We start from the raw sequence: 20,425 nt of genomic DNA on the forward strand, positions 1-20,425 counted from the left end.
CCGCTGATGGCCACCGGGCCGTTACCGCACGGCTCCTGACACGCTACGCGCGTTGACCGTAGGCTGCCGCTTGCTCGGACACCCCGAGCCCCACCCACGTCGAACCTGACTCTCCGCGAAGGGGATACACCCATGTCCACACCCCCCGGCAGCACGTCCGGGCGCCGGTTCCCGCGCAGACTCGCCGCGACCGCGGCGGGCCTGGCCGCCGCCGTCGCCCTCGGCGCGGCCGCCCTGCCGTCCGCCCAGGCCGCGTCCGAGCGGCCCGGCGACCGCCCCGGCCACCCCGGCCACGGCCCCACCGTCGATCTCCAGGTGCTGGCGGTCAACGACTTCCACGGCCACCTGGAGCCGCCGTCGGGCTCCTCGGGCCGCGTCACCCGCGAGCACCCGGACGGCACGACGGAGCAGGTCGCCGCGGGCGGCGCCGAGTACCTGGCCACCGCGCTGCGCGAGGCCCGCGAAGGCGAGCGCTACACGATGACCGTCGCCCCCGGTGACGTCGTCGGCGCCAGCCCGCTGCTGTCCGGCCTCTTCCACGACGAGCCGACCATCGAGGCGATGAACGCCCTCGGCATGGACGTCGTCGGCGTCGGCAACCACGAGTTCGACGAGGGCCGGGAGGAACTGAAGCGCCTTCAGGACGGCGGCTGCCACCCCGTCGACGGCTGCTACGCCGACGGCCGGACGTTCGGGGGCGCCGACTTCCCGATCCTGGCCGCCAACGTGGTGCGCGAGGACACCGGCAAGCCGCTGCTGAAGCCCTACACCGTCAAGAAGATCCGCGGCGTCCGGGTCGGCTTCATCGGTGTCACGCTGGAGGGCACGCCGGACATCGTCTCCGCAGAGGGCATCAAGGGCCTGAAGTTCCTGGACGAGGCCGAGACCATCAACCGGTACACCGAGGAGCTGCGCGGCCGGGGCGTCAACGCGGTCATCGCCCTCGTCCACGAGGGCGGCTACCCGGCCAACCCCGCCTACAACGCGGACTGCGACGCCTCCGGCGGTGGCATATCCGGCCCGATCGTGGACATCGCCGCCCGCACGGACGCCGGCGTCGACGCCCTGGTCACCGGCCACACCCACCAGCCGTACGTGTGCAGCCTGCCGGACCCCGAGGGCAACGACCGCCTGGTGACCTCGGCCGCCTCCTACGGCCGGCTGTTCACCGAGCTGAACATGGCCTACGACCGGCGCACCCAGGACATCGTGCGCGCCTCCGTCACCGGCACGAACCACGTCGTGCACCGCGAGCAGGCCAGGGCGAAGGACCTCACCGAGCTCATCGCGGACTGGAAGGAGCTGGCCGCCCCCGTCGCCAACCGGCCGATCGGCCACATCTCCGAGGACATCACCGCGGACCGCTCGATCCCCGAGTCCCCCCTCGGCGACCTCATCGCCGACGCGCAGCTCGCCCACGCCCGCACCCAGGACGAGGGCACCGAGCTGGCTCTGATGAACCCCGGCGGCATCCGCGCCGACTTCACCTACGCGGCCTCCGGCTCCGAGGGCGACGGCGTGGTGACCTACTCCGAGGGCTACACCGTCCAGCCGTTCTCGAACACCGTCAACATCGTCTCCCTGACGGGCGACCAGCTCCTGGCCGTGCTGCGGGAGCAGGTCAGCGGCGCCAACGCGGAGTCGCCGAAGATTCTCCAGGTCTCCGAGGGCCTCACCTACACCCTCGACCTGACGCGCACGGGCGCGGACCGCGTCGTCGCGGACTCGGTGCGGCTGAACGGCGAGCCGCTGGCCGCCGACCGCGTCTACCGCGTCGCCGTCAACTCCTTCCTGGCCGGCGGCGGCGACGGCTTCGCCACCCTGGCCCGGGCCACGGACCCGCTGGTCGGCGGGGACGACCTGAAGGCGCTGGAGCAGTACCTGCTGGCCCACTCCTCCGCCGCGGCCCCGCTGAGCGCCCCGGCGGCGGACCGCATCACCGTCGTCCGCTGAGCGGCGGCCCGAGGTGACGAAGAGGGCGGCCCGGTTCTCCTGCGGGGAGCCGGGCCGCCCTCGGGCCGGGCGCCGCGCGCGCCCCGGCGCCGGACGCGGTCAGACCCCGTAGGGGCGGCGCTCGCGGGCCTCGCGCAACGCCTCGGCCCACCAGTCGAGCTGGCCCAGCAGCCCCTTGGCCGCCCGGGCCGACCCCTCGGCGTCCTTGGGCCGCCCGTCCTGCCCGAAGACGTCCCAGGCGTTGTGGAAGCTGAGCGCGTCCCGCACCGTCAGAGCGTGCATCTCCGCGAAGACCTGGCGCAGTTGCTCGGCCGCCCGGATGCCGCCGCTCTGGCCGCCGTAGGAGACCAGGCCGACCGGCTTGGCCTGCCACTCCTCCCGGAACCAGTCGATGGCGTTCTTGAGCGAGGCCGGGAAGCTGTGGTTGTACTCGGGGGTGACGACGGCGAAGGCGTCGGCCTCGGTCAGCCGCCGGGACAGCTCCCGCCGGTGCCGCACGGTCTCCGGGTCGGCCTCCCCGCCCCAGCCGGGCATGACCAGCGGCAGCGGGTGCTCGGCGAGGTCGACGACGTCCACCTCGAAGCCGCCGTGCTCCCGGGCCTCCTGTGCGAACCAGGAGGTCACGGTCGGGCCGAAGCGGCCCTCGCGGACGCTTCCGGTGATGACGGCGAGGCGCGGGGGCGCGGTGCTGGGCTTGGACATGACGGATCTCCCCGAAGTCGTCGGTGGCCGGTGGCGGCGTGTTCTCCGAACCGCTGCGTAGAGCCTCGTACTTCAACTTAAGTTGAGGTCAACTACTCTGTGGCGCATGACATCACCCTCGTGGAAGACACCGGAACTGAGCGTCGGTGAGGTGGCCGCCCGCAGCGGCGTGGCCACCTCCGCCCTGCGCTTCTACGAACGCAACGGCCTGATCCACAGCCGCCGCACGAGCGGCAACCAGCGCCGCTACACCCGCGACACCCTGCGCCGCGTCGCCTTCATCCGTGCCTCGCAGCGCGTCGGCATCTCCCTGGAGCGCATCCGCGCCGCGCTGGACCTGCTGCCGGAGAGCCGCACCCCCGGCCGGGCGGACTGGGCCAGGGTTTCCGAGTGCTGGCGCTCGGACCTCGACCAGCGCATCAAGCAGCTCCAGGAGCTCCGCGACGACCTGGACGACTGCATCGGCTGCGGCTGCCTCACCCTCGACCGCTGCGGGCTGGTCAACCCCAAGGACGTCGCCGCCGAGGCCGGCCCGGGCCCGCGCCGCTTCACCTACACGCCCTGCCCCTGACCCCGGCCCAGCACCGTGCCGGGCCCAGGGGGCCATGCTCGCCGGCCCCCGCCCCGGCGGGGGCCGCCCGGCCGCCGGCCCCACGGCGCCCCGGGTAGGCTGGAGGCTCCCCCCGCCAGCCCGATCCGAGCACAAGTTGGTCCGCATGCGGTTTCCGCCCAGACCCCGCCGGGCCCTCCTCCTCACCGCCCTCGGCATCGCCGTGCTCGCGCTCGGCGCCACGCTCGTCCTCGGCCGCCACTCCCCCGGGACGACCTACTCCGTCACCCCCGGGCCCTCCGCCGGGCACCCCCGCTGCGCGGACGTCCTCGCCGCGCTCCCGGACCCGCTCCTCGGCAAGGAGCGCGACCGGGCCAGCGGCACCGGGACCGCCGTCTGGGGCGACGCCTCGATCGTCCTCCAGTGCGGTGTGGAGCCGCCCCCGCCCACGACCGACCTGTGCCTGGACGTCGACGGCGTCGGCTGGGTGCTGGACGAGGACCGGATGAACGCCGACGGCACCCGCACCGTCACCACCTACGGCCGCGCCCCCGCCGTCGCGGTGACGTTCCACGGCCGCGCGGACGCCGTCGGGGACGCGCTGGTCGACCTGAACCGCGCGGTCAAGGACATCCCGCAGGACGGGGAGTGCCTCAGCGCCGAGGACGTGCCCCTGGCGGAGGACTGACGTCGGACGGCCGCCCGGGACTCACGGCGGACGGCCGCCGGCACGCGGTCAGCGGCAGCCGCAGCTGCGGCGGACGACCAGCGCCGAGGGGAACTGGCGCAGCCGCTCGCGCCGGTTGCCGAGCAGGCGGGGCGCCTCGTCCAGCACGAGGTCCACGGCGGCCCGGGCCATGCCGGAGCGGTCGGAGGCCACCGTCGTCAGCGGCGGATCGGTGAGCGCCGCCTCCTTGACGTCGTCGAACCCGGCGACGGCCAGCTCCCCCGGCACGTCGATCCGCAGCTCGCGCGCGGCGCGCAGCACCCCGATGGCCTGGTCGTCCGTCGCGCAGACGATCGCGGGCGGCCGGTCCGGCCCGGCCAGCAGCGTGAGGGCGACCTCGTAGGCGTCGTAGCGGTTGTAGGGCGCCTGGAAGAGGCGGCCCTCGGTGGAGCACCCGGCCTCCCGCATGGCGCGGCGCCAGCCCTCGACGTGGTCCGTGACCGGGTCGCCCACGACGGGCGTGGTCTCGACGCCGCCGAGGCAGGCCACGTACGGGTGACCGTGCTCCAGGAGATGCCGGGTGGCCAGGTGGGCGCCGCCCACGTCGTCGGTCACGACGGCGACGTCCTCGATCGCCTCGGGCCGCCGGTGCAGCAGCACGACCCGGGCGTCCCACGCCTCGATCTCGGCGGCGGCGTGCTCGCTGGGCCCCTGGCTGACCAGGATCAGCCCGGCCACCCGCATCCCGAGGAAGGCCCGCAGATAGTGGACCTCGCGCTCGTCCAGGTAGTCCGAGTTGCCGACGAGCACCATCTTGCCCCGCTCGGCCGCGGCCCGTTCGACGGCGTGCGCCATCTCCGCGAAGAAGGGCTGCCGGGCGTCCGGGACGATCATGCCTATGAGGTCGGTGCGGCGGGAGGCCATCGCCTGCGCGACCCGGTCGGGCCGGTACCCCAGCTCGTTGATCGCCGCGAGGACGCGCTCACGGGTGGCGGGCGCCACCGGACGGGGGCCGTTGTTGATCACGTAGCTGACGACCGCGGTCGACGTACCCGCCAGTCGTGCCACATCGTCCCGCGTCACCTTCGCCACGGCGGGCAGTCTACGCGGGGTGACCGGCTCTCCGGTCACCCCGTGTCCCGATCGTCACCGGGCGAGCACGGCGCCCTCACTTGGGCCCGGACCGCGCGGCGTCCTTCGCGACCCGCTCGGCCTCCTCCGCCACGCTGGACTCCCCGTCCCCGCCCTCGCGGCCGTGCTGCGGCTTCTTGTCGGTCTTCTCCGGGGTGACGAAGCGGTACCCCACGTTGCGCACGGTGCCGATCAGCGACTCGTGCTCGGGGCCGAGCTTCGCCCGCAGCCGCCGCACGTGGACGTCCACGGTCCGGGTGCCGCCGAAGTAGTCGTAGCCCCACACCTCCTGCAGGAGCTGGGCCCGGGTGAAGACGCGGCCGGGGTGCTGGGCCAGGTACTTCAGCAGCTCGAACTCCTTGAAGGTCAGGTCGAGCACCCGGCCCTTGAGCTTGGCGCTGTAGGTGGCCTCGTCGACCGAGAGATCGCCGTTGCGGATCTCCATCGGGCTGTCGTCCACCGTGAGCTGCATGCGGCCCAGCGCGAGCCGCAGCCGGGCCTCGACCTCGGCCGGTCCCGCCGTGTCCAGCAGGACGTCGTCCACCCCCCACTCCGCGGTCACGGCGGCGAGGCCGCCCTCGGTGACGATCAGCACCAGCGGGCAGCCCGGCCCGGTGGAGCGCAGGAGCTGGCACAGCGAGCGCACCTGGGGCAGGTCGCGGCGCCCGTCGACGAGGATGACGTCGGCCCCCGGGGTGTTGACCAGCGCGGGCCCCTCGGCGGGCGCGACGCGCACGTTGTGGAGGAGCAGCCCCAGGGCGGGCAGCACCTCCGTGGACGGCTGGAGGGCGTTGGTCAGGAGGAGAAGCGAGCTCATGAACGGTGAGTCCTTCCTCGGTCCCATCGACGGCGTGGAGCGGGGGCCCGAAAGCACGAAAAGGACCCGGAGGCGACGTTGCCCGAGTCCTTCTGCTCCGAAGAATAGCCCAAACCGACCCCGACGGCAGCGGTGTGTAGCGGATGCCACTTCGCGCGAACCAGGTGCGCTCCCGGTGCGCGGGATGCGCCTCCCCCGCCTCCGCGTGCGCCCCCACCCGCCCCGCGGGCCGTCGCGGGCCCCGGCGCGGTGGGCACTTCGCGGGGCCGGCCCCACGGCGGTGGCGGGCGCGGGAGCGCCCGTGACGTGCCCCATGATGGGGTGGCACATCACACACCGGGCCGGCACCGCTGGGAGTCACGACATGTCCGCACAGGGAACCATCCGCTACTGGGCGGCGGCGAAAGCCGCGGCCGGGCTCGCGGAGGAGGGATACGAGGCGGCCACCCTGGCCGAGGCACTGGACGCGGCCCGCGACCGGCACGCCGCCCGCCCCGAGTTCGCCCGCGTCCTGCGGCGCTGCTCGTTCCTCGTCGACGGCGACCCCGTGGGCACGCGTCCGCACGACGCCGTCCGGCTCACCCAGGGCGGCACCGTCGAGGTGCTGCCGCCGTTCGCCGGGGGGTCGCGGTGAGCCGGCCCAGCGACTCCCACGGCCACCGGCCCCCCCGGCCGCCCGCACGTCCCGCCCCCGCACCGGCCCCGGCCCCGGGGTCCACGACGGCCTGGGGCGTGCCCGCCCAGCCCGGCACCCCGGCCGCGGGGTACACGACTCCGGAGGCCGCGGCGCCGGAGGGCACGAGCGCGGAGGGCGCCGCACACCCCGCCCCGGCCCGGCCCGCGGGGAGCGGCGGGCGCGGACGGCGGCGCAGGCCCGGCTCCGGGCACGGGCCCGGCGGCGTCGCCGAGCGCACCGGAAACCCGATCATCGAGCCCGGCCTCCGCCCGGCCGCCCTCACCCTGGCCCTGGCCGTCCTGCTCGCCGTGGCCGCGCCGCTCGGCGAGTTCGCCGTCCTCGTCCCGCTGCTCCCGCTCCAGGCGCTCACGGCCGCCGGCTGGTACCGGCTCAACGGCATGTGGCCCGCACGGCAGGGCATCGCCCTCGCCTTCCTCGCCGGGGTCTCCGCCGACGCGGCCCTGCTCGCGGCCCGCGAGGAGCACACCGACACCGCGCTGCTGGGCACGCTCGGCATCTGGGTGCTGCTCGTCCTGCTGCTCCAGCTCCGCAACCGCAGCTCGGCCGACGAGCGGCTCCACGCCCTCACCGCCGGGGTCGCCGCCACCGTGCTCACCGTCTTCGCCGCGGGCTTCCTGGCCGCCGCCGACGTCCGCTGGGAGGCCGTGAGCATCGGTGCGGCCGCCGTCGCGGCGGCGGTCCCGCTGCGGGCGCTGCCGCTGCCCGGCCCGCCGTCGGCGGTCCTGGCGCTGCTCGCGGCGGTCGGCGCGGGGCTGGGCGCCGGCTGGCTCACGGACGTGGGCGACGCCGGGTTCGCCGCCCTCGTCGGCGGGGCGGCCGGGCTGTGCGCCCTGGTCGGGCTGCGCGCGGCCAGCTACGACTGGCCGTCGCGCTTCGTACACATGACGGCCGGGGTGAGCCTGCCGCTCGCGCTGGCCGCGCCCGCCGTGCACGTGCTGGCCTCCGTGCTGTGACCCGCCGTCCGGGCGTCCCCTGACGCCGCCGACGTGCGCCGACGCCGCCGACCGCGGCCGCGTGCCGCCCGACGGAGGGCACGCGGCCGCGGTTAGGATCGCGACAGTCGAACAGGGGGGCGTACGACCATGCCACGCGGACTGCGGATCACACTCATCGTGCTGCTCGTGCTGGGCGGCCTGTTCGTCGCCGTGGACCGGATCGCCGTCAACTACGTCGAGGGACGGATCGCGGACGAGGTGAAGGCCTCGCGGAACGCCGAGGAGGCCGAGGTCTCCGTGGGCGGCTTCCCCTTCCTGACACAGCTCGCGAGCCGGGAGCTGGACTCCGTCGACATCAGGCTGAGCGGCATGACGACCTCCAGCGGGGACCGCACGCTGGAGGTGCGGGAGTTCGACGCGCACGCCAGCGACATCGACCTCGCCGACGACTTCTCCGGGGGCGTGGCCGCCGAGACCACCGGCACCGCCCACCTCACCTACGAGGCCCTGAGCGCCGCCGCCGAGGAGGGCGTGACCATCGGCTACGGCGGCACGGCGGAGAACGGCGGCACCAAGGTGAAGGTGACGGGCTCGGTGACCGTACCGGTGCTGGGGCAGACGCTGGAGCACTCGACGACGAGCACGATCAGCGTCGAGAACGGTGACACCGTCCGGCTGCGCGCTGACGAGGTGCCCGGCGCGGACCTCCCGGGGGTGGAGGAGCTGGTCCGGCAGAAGATCGACTACACCCGGCAGCTCACCGGCCTGCCCTCGGGCGTCTCACTCACCGGCATCAAGGCGACGGAGGACGGCGTCGAGGTGACCTTCTCCGGTCGCCAGGTGAGCGTCACCGGCTGACCGGCCCGAACCGGCCGACGACCACGGGCCCCGGGAGGCCCCCGAACCCGGCGGACGCGCGGTTGTCACCCCGGATTCCGTGCCCCGGGGCGCCCGAAGCGGCCCGAGCGCGGACGAGGCGTCCAGCATGCGAGACGTCCACTGCGCGACGTCGAGACGGCGACCTCTCCCGCCCCTCGGGTCCCGCGCGGAGGCCGCTCGCGACCCGCACTTCATCCCACCAAGTGGTCGATCACGTCTCGCCATCCGGAACGCCGGTGACACGCGCCGCGCCCGTCCCTACGATCGTCCGCATGACCCGACAGGCGGACCTCACCAAGCGCCGGACAGTTGACCTGTGCCGCGTCGCCGCCATGCTCTGTCGCCCCACCGCCTGACGACCCGCCGTCGTCGGCCGGTTCCGGCCGACGGAGCGCGCGGCGTGCCGGACTCCGCCACCCCGCGCCGGGCCGTACCCGCCTTCCGAACCCGCACAGCGCCGTGCGACGCGCACCGGACCGCCGCCCGGCGAACGCGCCCGCACGCCCCGCCGCGCACCGCCACAGCCCCACGGCAGCACCGCCGCAGCGCGGCACATGCCCGCACCCGCTCACCGCACAGCAGCACCAACGCCCCGGAGGAGAACTTCATGAGCCGCAGTGACGTCCTGGTGGACGCCGACTGGGTCGAGGCCCGCATCGACGACCCGAAGGTGGTCATCGTCGAGGTCGACGAGGACACCTCGGCCTACGAGAAGAACCACATCAAGAACGCCGTCCGGATCGACTGGAAGCAGGACCTCCAGGACCCGGTCCGCCGCGACTTCGTCGACCAGGCCGGCTTCGAGAAGCTCCTGTCCGGGAAGGGCATCGCCAACGACGACACCGTCGTCCTCTACGGCGGCAACAACAACTGGTTCGCGGCCTACGCCTACTGGTACTTCAAGCTCTACGGCCACCAGGACGTCAAGCTCCTCGACGGCGGCCGGAAGAAGTGGGAGCTGGACTCCCGCGACCTCGTCGCCGAGGTGCCCACCCGCCCGGCGACCGAGTACCAGGCCAAGGCCCAGGACACCTCCATCCGCGCCTTCCGCGACGACGTCGTGGCCGCCATCGGCAGCCAGAACCTCGTCGACGTCCGCTCCCCCGACGAGTTCAGCGGCAAGCTGCTCGCCCCGGCGCACCTGCCGCAGGAGCAGTCGCAGCGTCCCGGCCACGTGCCGAGCGCCCGCAACATCCCGTGGTCGAAGTCGGCCAACGACGACGGCACCTTCAAGTCGGACGACGAGCTGAAGGAGCTGTACGAGGCCGAGGGCGTCGACCTGGGCAAGGACACCATCGCCTACTGCCGCATCGGCGAGCGCTCCGCCCACACCTGGTTCGTCCTGCACGAGCTGCTCGGCCAGGAGAACGTCAAGAACTACGACGGCTCCTGGACGGAGTACGGCTCGCTCGTCGGCGTGCCGATCGAGCTCGGCGCCGCCAAGTAACCCCCACCGTCTGACTTTCCCGATCCGAAAGAGGACATCCGACATGTGCGGAGCACAGGCAGGCGGCCCCGACGCCTCCACCATCAAGCCCGGCGAGACCACGATCCAGGGCCACGTGACGCGTGACGGCGAGCCCGTGACCGGCTACGTGCGGCTCCTGGACTCCACCGGCGAGTTCACCGCCGAGGTCCCCACGTCCGCGACCGGCCAGTTCCGGTTCTACGCGGCCGAGGGCACGTGGACCGTCCGCGCCCTCGTGCCGGGCGGCAGGGCCGACCGGACCGTCGTCGCCCAGCAGGGCGGTGTGGCCGAGGTCGCCATCGCCGTCTGACCTCTCCGCGTGCCCCTCGCGCTGGTCGGCCGCAGGCGGCCTCCCAGGCTTCGGGACACCGCGCCGGACTCCGTCCGGCGGTCGCGGGAGAGTCCGGTCGTACGAGACGGCCAAGGGCCGAAGGGCCGCACCCCGGGTTGGACGCCGAGGGGTGCGGCCCTTTGCCGTGCCCGTGACCTTGTGCCGTGCCCGGGGCACGTGGCCGACTCGTGCTCAGTACACGAGCGCCTGGGTGTTCGGCGCCATCGCCTCGGCCACGAAGACCTGGGCCCCGGCGATGCGCACGCCCTCCAGCACGTCCTCCTCCGTGATCTCCCGCCGCGCCGCGCACTGCGTGCACAGCGTGATCCGTCCACCGGCCTGGATACCCGCGATCAGGTCCGGCAGCGGGGCGGCGTGCGGCAGCTCGAACTCCGCCGCCCGCCCCGGCAGCGCGAACCACGCCGACTCGCCGGTCAGCCACAGCGAGACCTCCACCCCGCTGGCCGCCGCCACGGCCGCCACCGTGAACGCCTGCGAGCACCGCTCGGGGGCGTCCGCCCCCGCCGTCACCTTGATCACGAGCTTCTTCTCGTCCGTCATGCGCTCACCGTAGACCGGGCGGCACGCACCGGAGCGGCGGACCTCACAGCGCCGCCCCGCGCCGCGGCGACTAGACTCGGCTCCGGCCCACCGTCCACCGCCCAGCCGCGCAAGGAGCACCCCGTGCTTGAGGCAGCCTTCCTCTCCCTTATGGTCCTCGTCGTCATCGGGACCGGGGCATTCGCGCTCCTCACCGTCGCGAAGCTCTTCCAGGGCCAGCGCTGACCCCCGGCCCGCAGCAGCCCGACGCCCCCGAACCAGCGAGCGACTGAACCCTCCATGATCGAGATCCCCTCGGACCTGCACCCCGACCTCGTGCCCCTCGCCTTCCTCCTCGGCCGCTGGACGGGCGCGGGCGTGGCGGACTTCCCCGGCGCCGAGCAGTGCAACTTCGGCCAGGAAGTCGCCTTCACCCACGACGGCCGGGCCTTCCTGAGCTACACCTCGCACTCCTGGGTGCTCGACGCGGAGGGCAACAAGGTCCGCCCGCTGGAGTCCGAGACCGGCTACTGGCGCATCCACCCCGACCGCAAGGTCGAGGTCGTCATGGTCCGCGACCAGGGCGTCGCCGAGGTCTGGCACGGCGAGCTGGCGGACGGCAAGCCCCAGATCGACCTGGCCACCGACGCCATCGCCCGCCTCGCCTCCGCCGGCGAGTACAGCGGCGGCAAGCGGCTGTACGGCTACGTCAAGGGCGACCTCATGTGGGTCGGCGAGAAGGCCACCCCCGAGGTGCCCCTGCGCCCCTACATGTCGGCCCAGCTCAAGAAGGTCGTCGACCCGAGCGAGTGGGCCAAGGACATCAAGGACCTCCCCGACGACGGCATCGCCTTCTTCACGTAGGCCCCCCGAGCCCGTCGCCCCGGCCGCCGTCGGCCCGCGCGGGCTCAGCCGTCCTCCGGCAGCAGCCGAAAGGCCGTGTGCTGCGTCAGGGGCCGCATCACGCGGAAGTGACGGTCGGCCGTGAACAGATCCGCCGTACGGAAGTGAGCAGCCAGGGCGACGTTGCACCAGGTAGCCGCCGAGGAGATCGTTCACGACCAAGGCCGTCACCCCACACTGGCCACGCGCCGGATGATCCGGGCGCCAACGGCTCACGCCCTCCGGGGCGCACGTGCAAACACCCCAACTGACTCGCTGGACTGAGGGATCTCTGCTGCGTGCGGTGACAGTGACGTCACAGGGGAGTGCCCGCCCCATCCGCGCCGGGCTCGCGCACCTCGGCGATGAGCGCCGCGAACGCGGAACGGTTCACCCTCACCGCTCGCGCCGGGAACGCGCTGTCGCGCAGGGCTATCTGCCCGTCGCCACAGACGGCCACCTCAACGCAGTTGTTCCCGCCACCAGCGCAGTATGACGAGCGCTTCCATGCGTGAATCTCCACAGCCTTGCACCTCTCAGATCTCACGGGCGACTTCTCGGATGAAGCCCAGCGACTTGTCAGCCGACAGCGCCGACTGCTCCATAAGGTCCAGCAAAGCGCGGTAGTTGGTCAGAGGGGTTGGTGCATCCACGAAGTGAGCCCCGAACGATGTGTCGAGCTGGACAGTGTCGAGTTGTCGAACAGGGCCTTCCGCGTACAGGATCGACTGCCCTGCGCCATGGAATGCCCCAGCGCTGAAAGGAATCACCAGCAGGGTGACGTTCGGGCGTTCTGCTGCTTGGGCGAGGTACTCGAGCTGCTGACGGGCCACCTGGCGTCCGCCGAACTCGATCCGCAGGGCAGCCTCATGAATGATGCCCGTGTACGGAACCGCATGTTCCCCGTCGAGAACGGCCTTTCGACTCATCCTGTGCGCGACGCGTAGTTCCACGTCCAGGCGTGGCAGCTTCGGCACGGCCAGGTCGAAGATCGCTCGGGCGTGGTCCTCCGTTTGCAACAGGCCGGGAAGGTGCACGGTCTGCGCGGTTCGAATGCGACGGGCGTAGTGCTCCAGCTCCGAGACGTCCAGGTAGCCGTCCGGCAGCTTGCCTCGGTACTCGTTCCACCAGCGTGCGTCACGTCGGCTGCTCGCCACAGAGGCCAGCGCTTCGATCAGGTCTTCATCAGGGCAGTTGTAGTTGCATGCCAGTTGACGGATTCGCTCAGCGCTGACCGACGTGCGAGCCGCTTCGATGTTGGACACCATCGTCCGGTCACAGCCGAGCATCGCCGCGGCTTGCTGCACGGATACGCCTGCCTGCTCGCGCAAGCGGCGTAGCTCCATGGCCAGTCGGCGCTGCCGACCGGTAACTGGGCTCCGTGGCGCCATAGGTCCTCATCTCGTGTGCGCGCCGGTCAGTCTGACAGGCCGTAACTCCGCGGTCCAGTTACCCATGAAGTGATTCACCTCTTCGATAATATCGACTCACAGGTGAGTTGCAATGCTCTAATCTGTGAGCCGTACCACTCACCAGCCCGTGTCCGGACGGAAGCGCACCGGCGGCTCAACGCGGCCGCGCAACAGGGCCGTCGGCAAGGCCACCGTTGGACGTGAGAGCTGGTGAACGGCCTGACCAGCCGTACCGCACTGCGCAGGCACATCGACCGCCAACCTCCGCACCCTCTTGGAGTGCTGATGCAGCACGTGGACCCCGACCAACCGATCACCGACCCGTGTCCGCTCGCCTTCGGCGAACCCTGGTCGTACGAACTCCACTTCCCCCGCGACCCGCGTGGCCCTGCCATCGCCCGGACGACTCTGAAAGCCGTACTGTCGGCCCACGGGTTGGGCGATCTCATCGACCGGGCCGAGCTGCTCACGTCCGAGCTCACGTCCAACGCCGTGCGCTATTCGGAGGGCCCGGCGACGGTCCGCCTCCGGTGGGAGAACCCCGTACTGCGGGTCAGCGTGACCGACACGTGCCCTGACCTCCCGGTCAGGCAGCGGACCATCGGGCCGGATGCCGTACGCGGGCGCGGGCTCCTCATCCTCGACCTGTTCGCCGACGCCTGGGGCGGATGCGGCATCGGCGAAGCACTCTTCGGCGTCGGCGGCAAGAGCGTCTGGTTCGAGCTGGTCTTCGGGGACGGCCCACCGTTCCCATCAACCACGGCACTCGCTGCCTGACTGATGCCCCGCGACCCTCACCTCGCGCGTGCACGGGACGACCGGTGCCAGGTCCAGCCCGGCCGCTCCGCGCCCACACGGCTGCCGTTCCAGGGCCTCCCGCGCTTCCCCGGGGAGCGCGGGCGCTATCGGCCGCGCGGGAGGCGCTCCCGCCGCGAGGGGTCAGGTGTCACGCCGACCTCGCCGAGCCCCAGACGCCCGGTCTCCAGCCGAACGTAGGCGGGGAGCAGCTCACGCATCAGGTCGAGGTCCCCGACACGGTGCGACTCGATGACGAAGGCGACGTGATGGTGCGCATCCTGGTCCACGGAGACGAAGAACACGGACACATCGCCGCTGATCGATCCGTAGCCGGTCGGGTACCCGCCGTCGCTCCAGACCTTCGCCCCCGCGACCGATCGCCTCGAAGTAGATCCACACCAGGCGTGGATCTTCGATGGTGAGCCGGCACCACGGAGCGTCCGGGCCGTCACGTCCGGGCCAAGGCAGGGCTGAACCGGGCGATCCTCGACAAGGGATGGCACCGCCTCCAACTCGCACTCACCAGCGCAGCCCGGTCCACGGGCACGACGCTGGTGAAGGTCAATCCCGCATACACCTCGCAGCGTTGCCACGCCTGCGGGTTCGTCGCCGAAGGCAACCGCGAGAGCCAAGCGGTCTTCCGGTGCAAGAATCCCGAGTGCGGCAACATCGATCATGCGGACGTGAACGCGGCGAAGGACATCAAGGCGGCCGGGCAGGCCGTCTCAGCCGGTGGAGACCTCGGCGTCAGCCGGTCCGCGAAGCAGGAACCCGTAAGCCGGGCGACCGGCCGAACCCCTTCCCAGGGAAATCCCCGCTCACAGGCGGGGAGGAAGTCAAGTGAGCGGTTCAACACGCGTGCGACCTCCACGACGGCCCGTCTCCCGTGATGGACTCTGGCACGGGTCCGACGACGCACCCAGCGCTGGCCGTGCTGTGCGGCCCGCGGCGGGGTATGCGTGGTCAGGGCTCGTGCGTCACGTGAGCAACCCCCGGCCGTCCCGCACGCACGCGAGCCTCATGCCTTCACCCGACCGAAGGGACCGATGAGCCATGTTCCGCAAGGTGCTGGTCGCCAACCGCGGCGAGATCGCCATCCGCGCGTTCCGCGCCGGCTATGAACTCGGGGCGGGGACCGTCGCCGTGTTCCCGCACGAGGACCGCAACTCGCTGCACCGCCTCAAGGCCGACGAGGCCTACGAGATCGGCGAACCAGGGCACCCGGTACGGGCCTACCTCTCGGTCGAGGAGGTCGTCCGGGCGGCTCGCGACGCCGGGGCCGACGCCGTGTACCCGGGGTACGGCTTCCTCTCCGAGAACCCCGACCTGGCGCGGGCCTGCGAGGAGGCGGGCATCACCTTCGTCGGGCCGAGCGCGGAGACGCTGGAGCTGACCGGCAACAAGGCCCGCGCGGTGGCCGCCGCCCGGGCCGCGGGCGTGCCCGTCCTGGGCTCCTCCGAGCCGTCCACCGACGTGGACGAGCTGGTACGGGCCGCTGAGGAGCTGGGCTTCCCCGTCTTCGTCAAGGCCGTCGCGGGCGGCGGCGGTCGCGGCATGCGGCGCGTGGAGGACCCGGCCGCCCTGCGCGAGTCCATCAGGGCCGCCTCCCGGGAGGCCGAGTCCGCCTTCGGCGACCCGACGGTGTTCCTGGAGAAGGCCGTCGTCGAGCCGCGCCACATCGAGGTGCAGATCCTCGCCGACGGCGAGGGCAACGTCATCCACCTGTTCGAGCGGGACTGCTCGTTGCAGCGCCGCCACCAGAAGGTCATCGAGCTGGCTCCCGCCCCCGGCCTCGACCCCGAGCTGCGGGAGCGCATCTGCGGGGACGCCGTGCGCTTCGCCCGGCAGATCGGCTACCGCAACGCCGGCACCGTCGAGTTCCTGCTCGACCGCGACGGGAACCACGTCTTCATCGAGATGAACCCGCGCATCCAGGTCGAGCACACGGTGACCGAGGAGGTCACCGACGTCGACCTCGTGCAGTCGCAGCTCCGCATCGCCGCCGGTCAGACGCTCGCCGACCTCGGCCTGTCCCAGGACCGCGTCTACCTGCGCGGCGCCGCACTCCAGTGCCGCATCACCACCGAGGACCCGGCCAACGGCTTCCGGCCCGACACCGGCAAGATCAGCGCGTACCGCTCCCCCGGCGGCTCCGGCATCCGGCTGGACGGCGGCACCGCCCACGCCGGCACCGAGATCAGCGCCCACTTCGACTCGATGCTGGTCAAGCTGACCTGCCGCGGGCGCGACTTCGCCACCGCCGTCGGCCGCGCGCGCCGCGCCGTCGCCGAGTTCCGCATCCGCGGCGTCCAGACCAACATCCCCTTCCTCCAGGCCGTCCTGGACGACCCGGACTTCCAGGCCGGCCGCGTCACCACCTCGTTCATCGAGCAGCGCCCGCACCTGGTGACCGCCCGGCACTCCGCCGACCGCGGCACCCGGCTGCTGACCTACCTCGCCGACGTCACCGTCAACAAGCCGCACGGCCCGCGTCCCCAGACCGTCGACCCCGTGAGCAAGCTGCCCGGGCTGCCCGAGGGCGCGCCGCCCGCGGGTTCCAAGCAGAAGCTCACCGAGCTGGGCCCCGAGGGGTTCGCCCGCTGGCTGCGCGAGTCCCCGACGCTCGGCGTCACCGACACGACGTTCCGTGACGCCCACCAGTCGCTGCTCGCCACCCGGGTGCGCACGAAGGACCTCCTCGCCGTCGCCCCCGCCGTCGCGCACACCACGCCGCAGCTGCTCTCGCTGGAGTGCTGGGGCGGGGCCACCTACGACGTCGCCCTCCGCTTCCTCGCCGAGGACCCGTGGGAGCGGCTGGCCGCGCTGCGCGAGGCCGTCCCCAACATCTGCCTCCAGATGCTGCTGCGCGGCCGCAACACCGTCGGCTACACCCCGTACCCGACGGACGTGACCAACGCCTTCGTCCAGGAGGCCACCGCCACCGGCATCGACGTCTTCCGCGTCTTCGACGCGCTCAACGACGTCGGCCAGATGCGGCCGGCCATCGAGGCCGTGCGCGAGACGGGCAGCGCCGTCGCCGAGGTCGCCCTCTGCTACACCTCCGACCTCTCCGACCCCGCGGAGAAGCTCTACACACTCGACTACTACCTGCGGCTCGCCGAGCAGATCGTCGACGCCGGCGCCCACGTGCTGGCCGTCAAGGACATGGCCGGGCTGCTGCGGGCCCCCGCCGCCGAGAAGCTCGTCTCCGCGCTGCGCCGCGAGTTCGACCTGCCGGTGCACATCCACACCCACGACACCGCGGGCGGCCAGCTCGCCACCTACCTCGCCGCCGTCCGGGCGGGCGCGGACGCCGTCGACGGCGCCGTGGCCTCCATGGCGGGCACCACCTCCCAGCCCTCGCTGTCCGCGCTCGTCGCCGCCACGGACCACAGCGAGCGCCCCACCGGCCTCGACCTCCAGGCCATCGGCGACCTGGAGCCCTACTGGGAGAGCGTGCGCAAGGTCTACGCCCCCTTCGAGGCCGGTCTCGCCTCGCCCACCGGGCGCGTCTACCACCACGAGATCCCCGGCGGCCAGCTCTCCAACCTGCGCACCCAGGCCATCGCGCTCGGCCTCGGCGAGCGGTTCGAGGAGATCGAGTCCATGTACGCCGCCGCCGACCGCATCCTCGGCCACCTGGTGAAGGTGACGCCCTCCTCCAAGGTCGTCGGCGACCTCGCGCTGCACCTCGTCGGCGCCAGCGTCTCCCCCGAGGACTTCGAGGCCGAGCCGCACACCTTCGACATCCCCGACTCCGTCATCGGCTTCCTCCACGGCGAGCTGGGCAACCCGCCCGGCGGCTGGCCCGAGCCCTTCCGCACCAAGGCCCTCCAGGGCCGCTCCGCCGCCAAGCCCATGCGGGAGCTCACCGACGAGGACCGCGAGCTCCTCGACAAGGACCGCCGCGCCACCCTCAACCGCCTCCTCTTCCCGGGCCCGACGAAGGAGTTCGAGACCCACCGCGAGGCCTACGGCGACACCAGCGTCCTCGCCAGCAAGGACTTCTTCTACGGCCTGCGTCCGGGCCAGGAGTACGCCGTCGACCTGGAGCCCGGCGTCCGGCTGCTCATCGAGCTGGAGGCCATCGGCGAGGCCGATGAGCGCGGCCTGCGCACCGTGATGTCCACCCTCAACGGCCAGATCCGGCCCATCCAGGTCCGGGACCGCTCGGTGGCCTCCGACATCCCGGCCACCGAGAAGGCGGACAAGTCCGACTCCGGCCACGTCGCCGCGCCCTTCGCCGGCGTCGTCACCCTCGTCGCCAGCGAGGGCGACGCCGTCGAGGCGGGCGCCACGGTGGCCACGATCGAGGCCATGAAGATGGAGGCCGCCATCACCGCGCCCAGGGCGGGCACCGTATCCCGCATCGCCATCAACGCGATCCAGCAGGTGGAGGCCGGCGACCTGCTCGTCGAGCTGGCGTAACCCACCGCGCGGGACGACGAAGCCCCGGCCGGTCGAGCGTTCGACCGGCCGGGGCTTCGTCGTCCGCACCGTGAGGGGTCCGCACCGTGAGGGCGTCGGCGAAAGGCACGGCAAAAGAAAAGGCAAGGGGAAAACCCGCTCCTTGCCACTCTCAACGTATAGCGCACCGGGGGGCTTGCGGCAAGACCCCGGTTATGGCACAGAATCCCCACTCGAAGGCGGAACCCGCGGAAAGCGCGGATGAGCGAAGAACATGTGCTTTTACCCAGTGGGGGGATTCCATGACCGACGTGATCGTGGTCGGCGGCGGGCCGACCGGGCTGCTGCTGGCCTGCGAGCTGCGGCTGCACGACGTGGACGTGGTCGTGCTGGAGAAGCTGACCGAGCCGACGCGGGAGTCCCGCGGGCAGGGCCTCCACACGCGCAGCGTCGAGCTGATGGACCAGCGCGGCCTGCTGGGCCGGTTCCTCGACGTCAGCGAGACGTTCCGGGTGGGCGGCCTCTTCGGCGGCGTCATGAAGGCATGGCCCGAGCGGCTCGACACGGCCCACCCGTACGGCCTGGCCACGCCGCAGCCCGTCACGGAACGGCTGCTGAACGAGCGCGCCCGCGAGCTCGGCGCCGAGATCCGGCGCGGCCACGAGGTGGTCGGGCTGAGCCAGGACGAGGACGGGGTGACCGTCGAGCTCGCGGGGCGGGCGCCGCTGCGCGCCCGCTATGCCGTGGGGTGCGACGGCGGCCGGAGCCTGGTGCGCAAGCGGCTGGGGGTCGGCTTCCCCGGTGAGCCCGCGAGCGTCGAGACGTTGCTGGGGGAGATGGAGCTGACCGAGGACCCGGAGGCGGTGGCGGCGGTCGTCGCCGAGGTCCGCAGGAGCCAGCTGCGGTTCGGCGCCGCCCCCAGCGGGGACGGGGTGTTCCGGCTCGTCGTGCCCGCCGAGGGGGTGTCGGAGGACCGCACCGCCCCGCCGACGCTTGAGGAGTTCCGGCAGCGGCTCCGGGCCGTCGCGGGCACGGACTTCGGAGCGCACTCACCGCGCTGGCTCTCCCGCTTCGGCGACGCCACCCGGCAGGCCGAGCGCTACCGGGTCGGCCGGGTGCTGCTGGCCGGCGACGCGGCCCACGTCCACCCGCCCACCGGCGGCCAGGGCCTCAACCTCGGCATCCAGGACGCGTTCAACCTCGGCTGGAAGCTGGCCGCCGCGGTCGCGGGCTGGGCGCCGGAGGGCCTGCTGGACAGTTACCACGCCGAACGGCACCCGGTCGGTGCCCGGGTGCTGGAGAACACCCGGGCGCAGATCACGCTGCTCGGGACCGATCCGGGTGCGACCGCGCTGCGGGAGCTGTTCGCGCGGCTGATGGATCTGGAGGAGGTGAACCGCTACGTGACCGGCATGATCACGGCCGTCGACGTCCGCTACGACCTCGGAGAGGGCCACGCGCTGCTGGGCCGGCGGCTGCGCGACGTGCCGCTGAAGCGCGGACGCCTCTACGAGCTGACGCACCGGGGCCGGGGCCTCCTGCTCGACCAGACGGGCCGGCTCTCGGTGGACGGCTGGGCGGACCGGGTCGACCACGTCGTCGACGTCAGCGAGGAACTGGACGTGCCCGGGGTCCTGTTGCGCCCGGACGGCCACGTGGCCTGGGCCGGCGAGGACCAGCGGGAGCTGCACCCGCACCTCGCCCGCTGGTTCGGCTCCCCCGCCGGCTGAGCACGGGTACGCCGGTGCGGAGCCGTCCCCCACGCGTCGCCGGAGACGCGCTACGAGTCGCCGGAGACGCGGAGTGCGGCGGCGCGGAGGCGGGCGAGCAGGGGCAGGACGTCCTCGTCGGCCGCCCGGGAGACGGCCTGGATGAAGGCGATGACGCTGTGCGCCATGGCGTCCGAGGCCGCGTCGTCGGTGTGCGCCGCCCAGGCGGCCAGCGTCGCGGCGAGCACGTTGGAGACCCGCACGCTGGTCTCGTCCAGCCCGTGCGAGCCGGTCGTCATGCTGCTGATGACCTGCTGGCCGAAGACGGCGAGCAGGGCCGGCATCGGGCGCTCCGTCTCGTCGCGCCGGGCCAGCGCGCGCCGCGCGTCCTCGTCACCGCGCTGGGCGGCCTCCAGGTAGGCGACGGCCGCCAGCGCCTCGTCCGGCGTCAGCGGATCCTCGGTGTTCGCATCGCTCATGGGCACGTCCCCGACTCGGCGTTCCGGTCCCCGCACCGTAGTCCAACGGGGCCCGCCACGCCCGGCCG

The 20,425-nt window shown here is 72.8% G+C and carries 21 protein-coding genes and 1 pseudogene; 13 read left to right on the plus strand and 9 right to left on the minus strand.

What is annotated here, in order from left to right:
- Positions 1-132 precede the first annotated feature (132 nt).
- Positions 133-1,953 carry a bifunctional metallophosphatase/5'-nucleotidase gene (locus O7609_RS09805; RefSeq protein WP_269734555.1) on the plus strand — a complete coding sequence of 607 codons (1,821 nt, stop codon included), beginning with the start codon at positions 133-135 and terminating at the stop codon, positions 1,951-1,953.
- A gap of 99 nt (positions 1,954-2,052) precedes the next feature.
- Here the strand turns inward: O7609_RS09805 and O7609_RS09810 are convergent, their stop codons facing one another.
- Positions 2,053-2,655, minus strand: a complete 603-nt coding sequence (locus O7609_RS09810) for an NADPH-dependent FMN reductase (RefSeq protein ID WP_269743428.1) — start codon at positions 2,653-2,655, stop codon at positions 2,053-2,055.
- A 106-nt stretch (positions 2,656-2,761) separates the two neighbouring features.
- Here O7609_RS09810 and soxR point away from each other — a divergent pair, with 106 nt between their 5' ends.
- Entirely contained in the window at positions 2,762-3,226 is a 465-nt protein-coding gene (soxR, locus tag O7609_RS09815) for a redox-sensitive transcriptional activator SoxR (RefSeq protein WP_269734557.1), read from the plus strand.
- Positions 3,227-3,371: 145 nt separating this feature from the next.
- Entirely contained in the window at positions 3,372-3,893 is a 522-nt protein-coding gene (locus O7609_RS09820; protein WP_269734558.1) for a DUF3515 domain-containing protein, read from the plus strand.
- A gap of 48 nt (positions 3,894-3,941) precedes the next feature.
- On the opposite strand, the gene O7609_RS09825 is transcribed toward O7609_RS09820, so the two are convergent.
- Together O7609_RS09825 and O7609_RS09830 are read right to left on the minus strand one after the other, a co-directional pair.
- On the minus strand, positions 3,942-4,964 hold the full coding sequence (locus tag O7609_RS09825; protein ID WP_269743429.1) for a LacI family DNA-binding transcriptional regulator: 1,023 nt from the start codon (positions 4,962-4,964) through the stop codon (positions 3,942-3,944).
- Positions 4,965-5,040: 76 nt separating this feature from the next.
- Positions 5,041-5,820 (minus strand): response regulator transcription factor, encoded by a 780-nt coding sequence (locus O7609_RS09830; RefSeq protein WP_269734560.1) that lies wholly within the window; start codon positions 5,818-5,820, stop codon positions 5,041-5,043.
- 364 nt (positions 5,821-6,184) lie between these two features.
- On the opposite strand from O7609_RS09830, the gene O7609_RS09835 reads away from it, so the two are divergent.
- The 5 genes from O7609_RS09835 (at position 6,185) to O7609_RS09855 (ending at position 10,109) form a co-directional block, all read left to right on the plus strand.
- Entirely contained in the window at positions 6,185-6,454 is a 270-nt protein-coding gene (locus tag O7609_RS09835; protein ID WP_219092381.1) for a MoaD/ThiS family protein, read from the plus strand.
- Between the two features lie 98 nt (positions 6,455-6,552).
- Positions 6,553-7,470: a hypothetical protein gene (locus O7609_RS09840; RefSeq protein ID WP_332330044.1), complete on the plus strand. Its 918-nt coding sequence runs from the start codon at positions 6,553-6,555 to the stop codon at positions 7,468-7,470.
- Between the two features lie 129 nt (positions 7,471-7,599).
- On the plus strand, positions 7,600-8,310 hold the full coding sequence (locus tag O7609_RS09845) for an LmeA family phospholipid-binding protein (RefSeq protein ID WP_269734562.1): 711 nt from the start codon (positions 7,600-7,602) through the stop codon (positions 8,308-8,310).
- Positions 8,311-8,938: 628 nt separating this feature from the next.
- Positions 8,939-9,778 (plus strand): sulfurtransferase, encoded by an 840-nt coding sequence (locus O7609_RS09850; protein WP_269734563.1) that lies wholly within the window; start codon positions 8,939-8,941, stop codon positions 9,776-9,778.
- A gap of 43 nt (positions 9,779-9,821) precedes the next feature.
- Positions 9,822-10,109 carry a DUF1416 domain-containing protein gene (locus O7609_RS09855; RefSeq protein ID WP_269734564.1) on the plus strand — a complete coding sequence of 96 codons (288 nt, stop codon included), beginning with the start codon at positions 9,822-9,824 and terminating at the stop codon, positions 10,107-10,109.
- Positions 10,110-10,322: 213 nt separating this feature from the next.
- Here O7609_RS09855 and O7609_RS09860 read toward each other — a convergent pair whose 3' ends face one another.
- Entirely contained in the window at positions 10,323-10,691 is a 369-nt protein-coding gene (locus O7609_RS09860) for a DsrE family protein (protein WP_269744335.1), read from the minus strand.
- A 279-nt stretch (positions 10,692-10,970) separates the two neighbouring features.
- On the opposite strand from O7609_RS09860, the gene O7609_RS09865 reads away from it, so the two are divergent.
- The gene (locus O7609_RS09865; protein WP_269743430.1) at positions 10,971-11,534 is read left to right on the plus strand and encodes an FABP family protein; all 564 of its coding nucleotides are present in this window, start codon (positions 10,971-10,973) and stop codon (positions 11,532-11,534) included.
- Between the two features lie 222 nt (positions 11,535-11,756).
- Here the strand turns inward: O7609_RS09865 and O7609_RS09875 are convergent.
- The 3 genes and pseudogenes from O7609_RS09875 to O7609_RS09885 all read right to left on the minus strand — a co-directional run.
- Positions 11,757-11,891: pseudogene (locus O7609_RS09875) on the minus strand (hypothetical protein); the annotation flags it as partial.
- Positions 11,869-12,075, minus strand: a complete 207-nt coding sequence (locus O7609_RS09880; RefSeq protein WP_269734566.1) for a DUF397 domain-containing protein — start codon at positions 12,073-12,075, stop codon at positions 11,869-11,871. The pseudogene O7609_RS09875 and the gene O7609_RS09880, both read right to left, overlap by 23 nt.
- Before the next feature lie 13 nt (positions 12,076-12,088).
- The gene (locus O7609_RS09885; protein ID WP_269734567.1) at positions 12,089-12,943 is read right to left on the minus strand and encodes a helix-turn-helix domain-containing protein; all 855 of its coding nucleotides are present in this window, start codon (positions 12,941-12,943) and stop codon (positions 12,089-12,091) included.
- A gap of 306 nt (positions 12,944-13,249) precedes the next feature.
- Between O7609_RS09885 and O7609_RS09890 the strand changes: the two genes are divergently transcribed.
- Positions 13,250-13,741: an ATP-binding protein gene (locus tag O7609_RS09890; protein ID WP_269737097.1), complete on the plus strand. Its 492-nt coding sequence runs from the start codon at positions 13,250-13,252 to the stop codon at positions 13,739-13,741.
- A 125-nt stretch (positions 13,742-13,866) separates the two neighbouring features.
- Here the strand turns inward: O7609_RS09890 and O7609_RS09895 are convergent, their stop codons facing one another.
- On the minus strand, positions 13,867-14,064 hold the full coding sequence (locus tag O7609_RS09895) for a hypothetical protein (RefSeq protein ID WP_269743431.1): 198 nt from the start codon (positions 14,062-14,064) through the stop codon (positions 13,867-13,869).
- A 180-nt stretch (positions 14,065-14,244) separates the two neighbouring features.
- Between O7609_RS09895 and O7609_RS09900 the strand changes: the two genes are divergently transcribed.
- From O7609_RS09900 to rox, 3 genes are all read left to right on the plus strand, one after another.
- A complete protein-coding gene (locus tag O7609_RS09900; RefSeq protein ID WP_269737098.1) occupies positions 14,245-14,652 on the plus strand; it encodes a transposase in 408 nt (135 codons plus the stop codon).
- 163 nt (positions 14,653-14,815) lie between these two features.
- Positions 14,816-18,190: a pyruvate carboxylase gene (locus tag O7609_RS09905; RefSeq protein ID WP_269743432.1), complete on the plus strand. Its 3,375-nt coding sequence runs from the start codon at positions 14,816-14,818 to the stop codon at positions 18,188-18,190.
- A gap of 281 nt (positions 18,191-18,471) precedes the next feature.
- The gene (rox, locus tag O7609_RS09910; protein ID WP_269743433.1) at positions 18,472-19,899 is read left to right on the plus strand and encodes a rifampin monooxygenase; all 1,428 of its coding nucleotides are present in this window, start codon (positions 18,472-18,474) and stop codon (positions 19,897-19,899) included.
- 50 nt (positions 19,900-19,949) lie between these two features.
- Here the strand turns inward: rox and O7609_RS09915 are convergent, their stop codons facing one another.
- A complete protein-coding gene (locus tag O7609_RS09915; RefSeq protein ID WP_269734571.1) occupies positions 19,950-20,357 on the minus strand; it encodes a hypothetical protein in 408 nt (135 codons plus the stop codon).
- Positions 20,358-20,425: the final 68 nt, after the last annotated feature.

This window comes from Streptomyces sp. WMMC1477, assembly GCF_027460245.1.
Taxonomy (GTDB): domain Bacteria; phylum Actinomycetota; class Actinomycetes; order Streptomycetales; family Streptomycetaceae; genus Streptomyces.

Coding starts and splice junctions, on each gene's coding strand:
- O7609_RS09805 (WP_269734555.1), top strand. CDS start 133: ATGTCCACACCCCCCGGCAGCACGTCCGGGCGCCGGTTCCCGCGCAGA.
- O7609_RS09830 (WP_269734560.1), bottom strand. CDS start 5,820: ATGAGCTCGCTTCTCCTCCTGACCAACGCCCTCCAGCCGTCCACGGAG.
- O7609_RS09890 (WP_269737097.1), top strand. CDS start 13,250: ATGCAGCACGTGGACCCCGACCAACCGATCACCGACCCGTGTCCGCTC.
- O7609_RS09820 (WP_269734558.1), top strand. CDS start 3,372: ATGCGGTTTCCGCCCAGACCCCGCCGGGCCCTCCTCCTCACCGCCCTC.
- O7609_RS09850 (WP_269734563.1), top strand. CDS start 8,939: ATGAGCCGCAGTGACGTCCTGGTGGACGCCGACTGGGTCGAGGCCCGC.
- O7609_RS09905 (WP_269743432.1), top strand. CDS start 14,816: ATGTTCCGCAAGGTGCTGGTCGCCAACCGCGGCGAGATCGCCATCCGC.
- O7609_RS09915 (WP_269734571.1), bottom strand. CDS start 20,357: ATGAGCGATGCGAACACCGAGGATCCGCTGACGCCGGACGAGGCGCTG.
- O7609_RS09855 (WP_269734564.1), top strand. CDS start 9,822: ATGTGCGGAGCACAGGCAGGCGGCCCCGACGCCTCCACCATCAAGCCC.
- O7609_RS09835 (WP_219092381.1), top strand. CDS start 6,185: ATGTCCGCACAGGGAACCATCCGCTACTGGGCGGCGGCGAAAGCCGCG.
- O7609_RS09845 (WP_269734562.1), top strand. CDS start 7,600: ATGCCACGCGGACTGCGGATCACACTCATCGTGCTGCTCGTGCTGGGC.
- rox (WP_269743433.1), top strand. CDS start 18,472: ATGACCGACGTGATCGTGGTCGGCGGCGGGCCGACCGGGCTGCTGCTG.
- O7609_RS09810 (WP_269743428.1), bottom strand. CDS start 2,655: ATGTCCAAGCCCAGCACCGCGCCCCCGCGCCTCGCCGTCATCACCGGA.
- O7609_RS09885 (WP_269734567.1), bottom strand. CDS start 12,943: ATGGCGCCACGGAGCCCAGTTACCGGTCGGCAGCGCCGACTGGCCATG.
- O7609_RS09860 (WP_269744335.1), bottom strand. CDS start 10,691: ATGACGGACGAGAAGAAGCTCGTGATCAAGGTGACGGCGGGGGCGGAC.
- soxR (WP_269734557.1), top strand. CDS start 2,762: ATGACATCACCCTCGTGGAAGACACCGGAACTGAGCGTCGGTGAGGTG.
- O7609_RS09865 (WP_269743430.1), top strand. CDS start 10,971: ATGATCGAGATCCCCTCGGACCTGCACCCCGACCTCGTGCCCCTCGCC.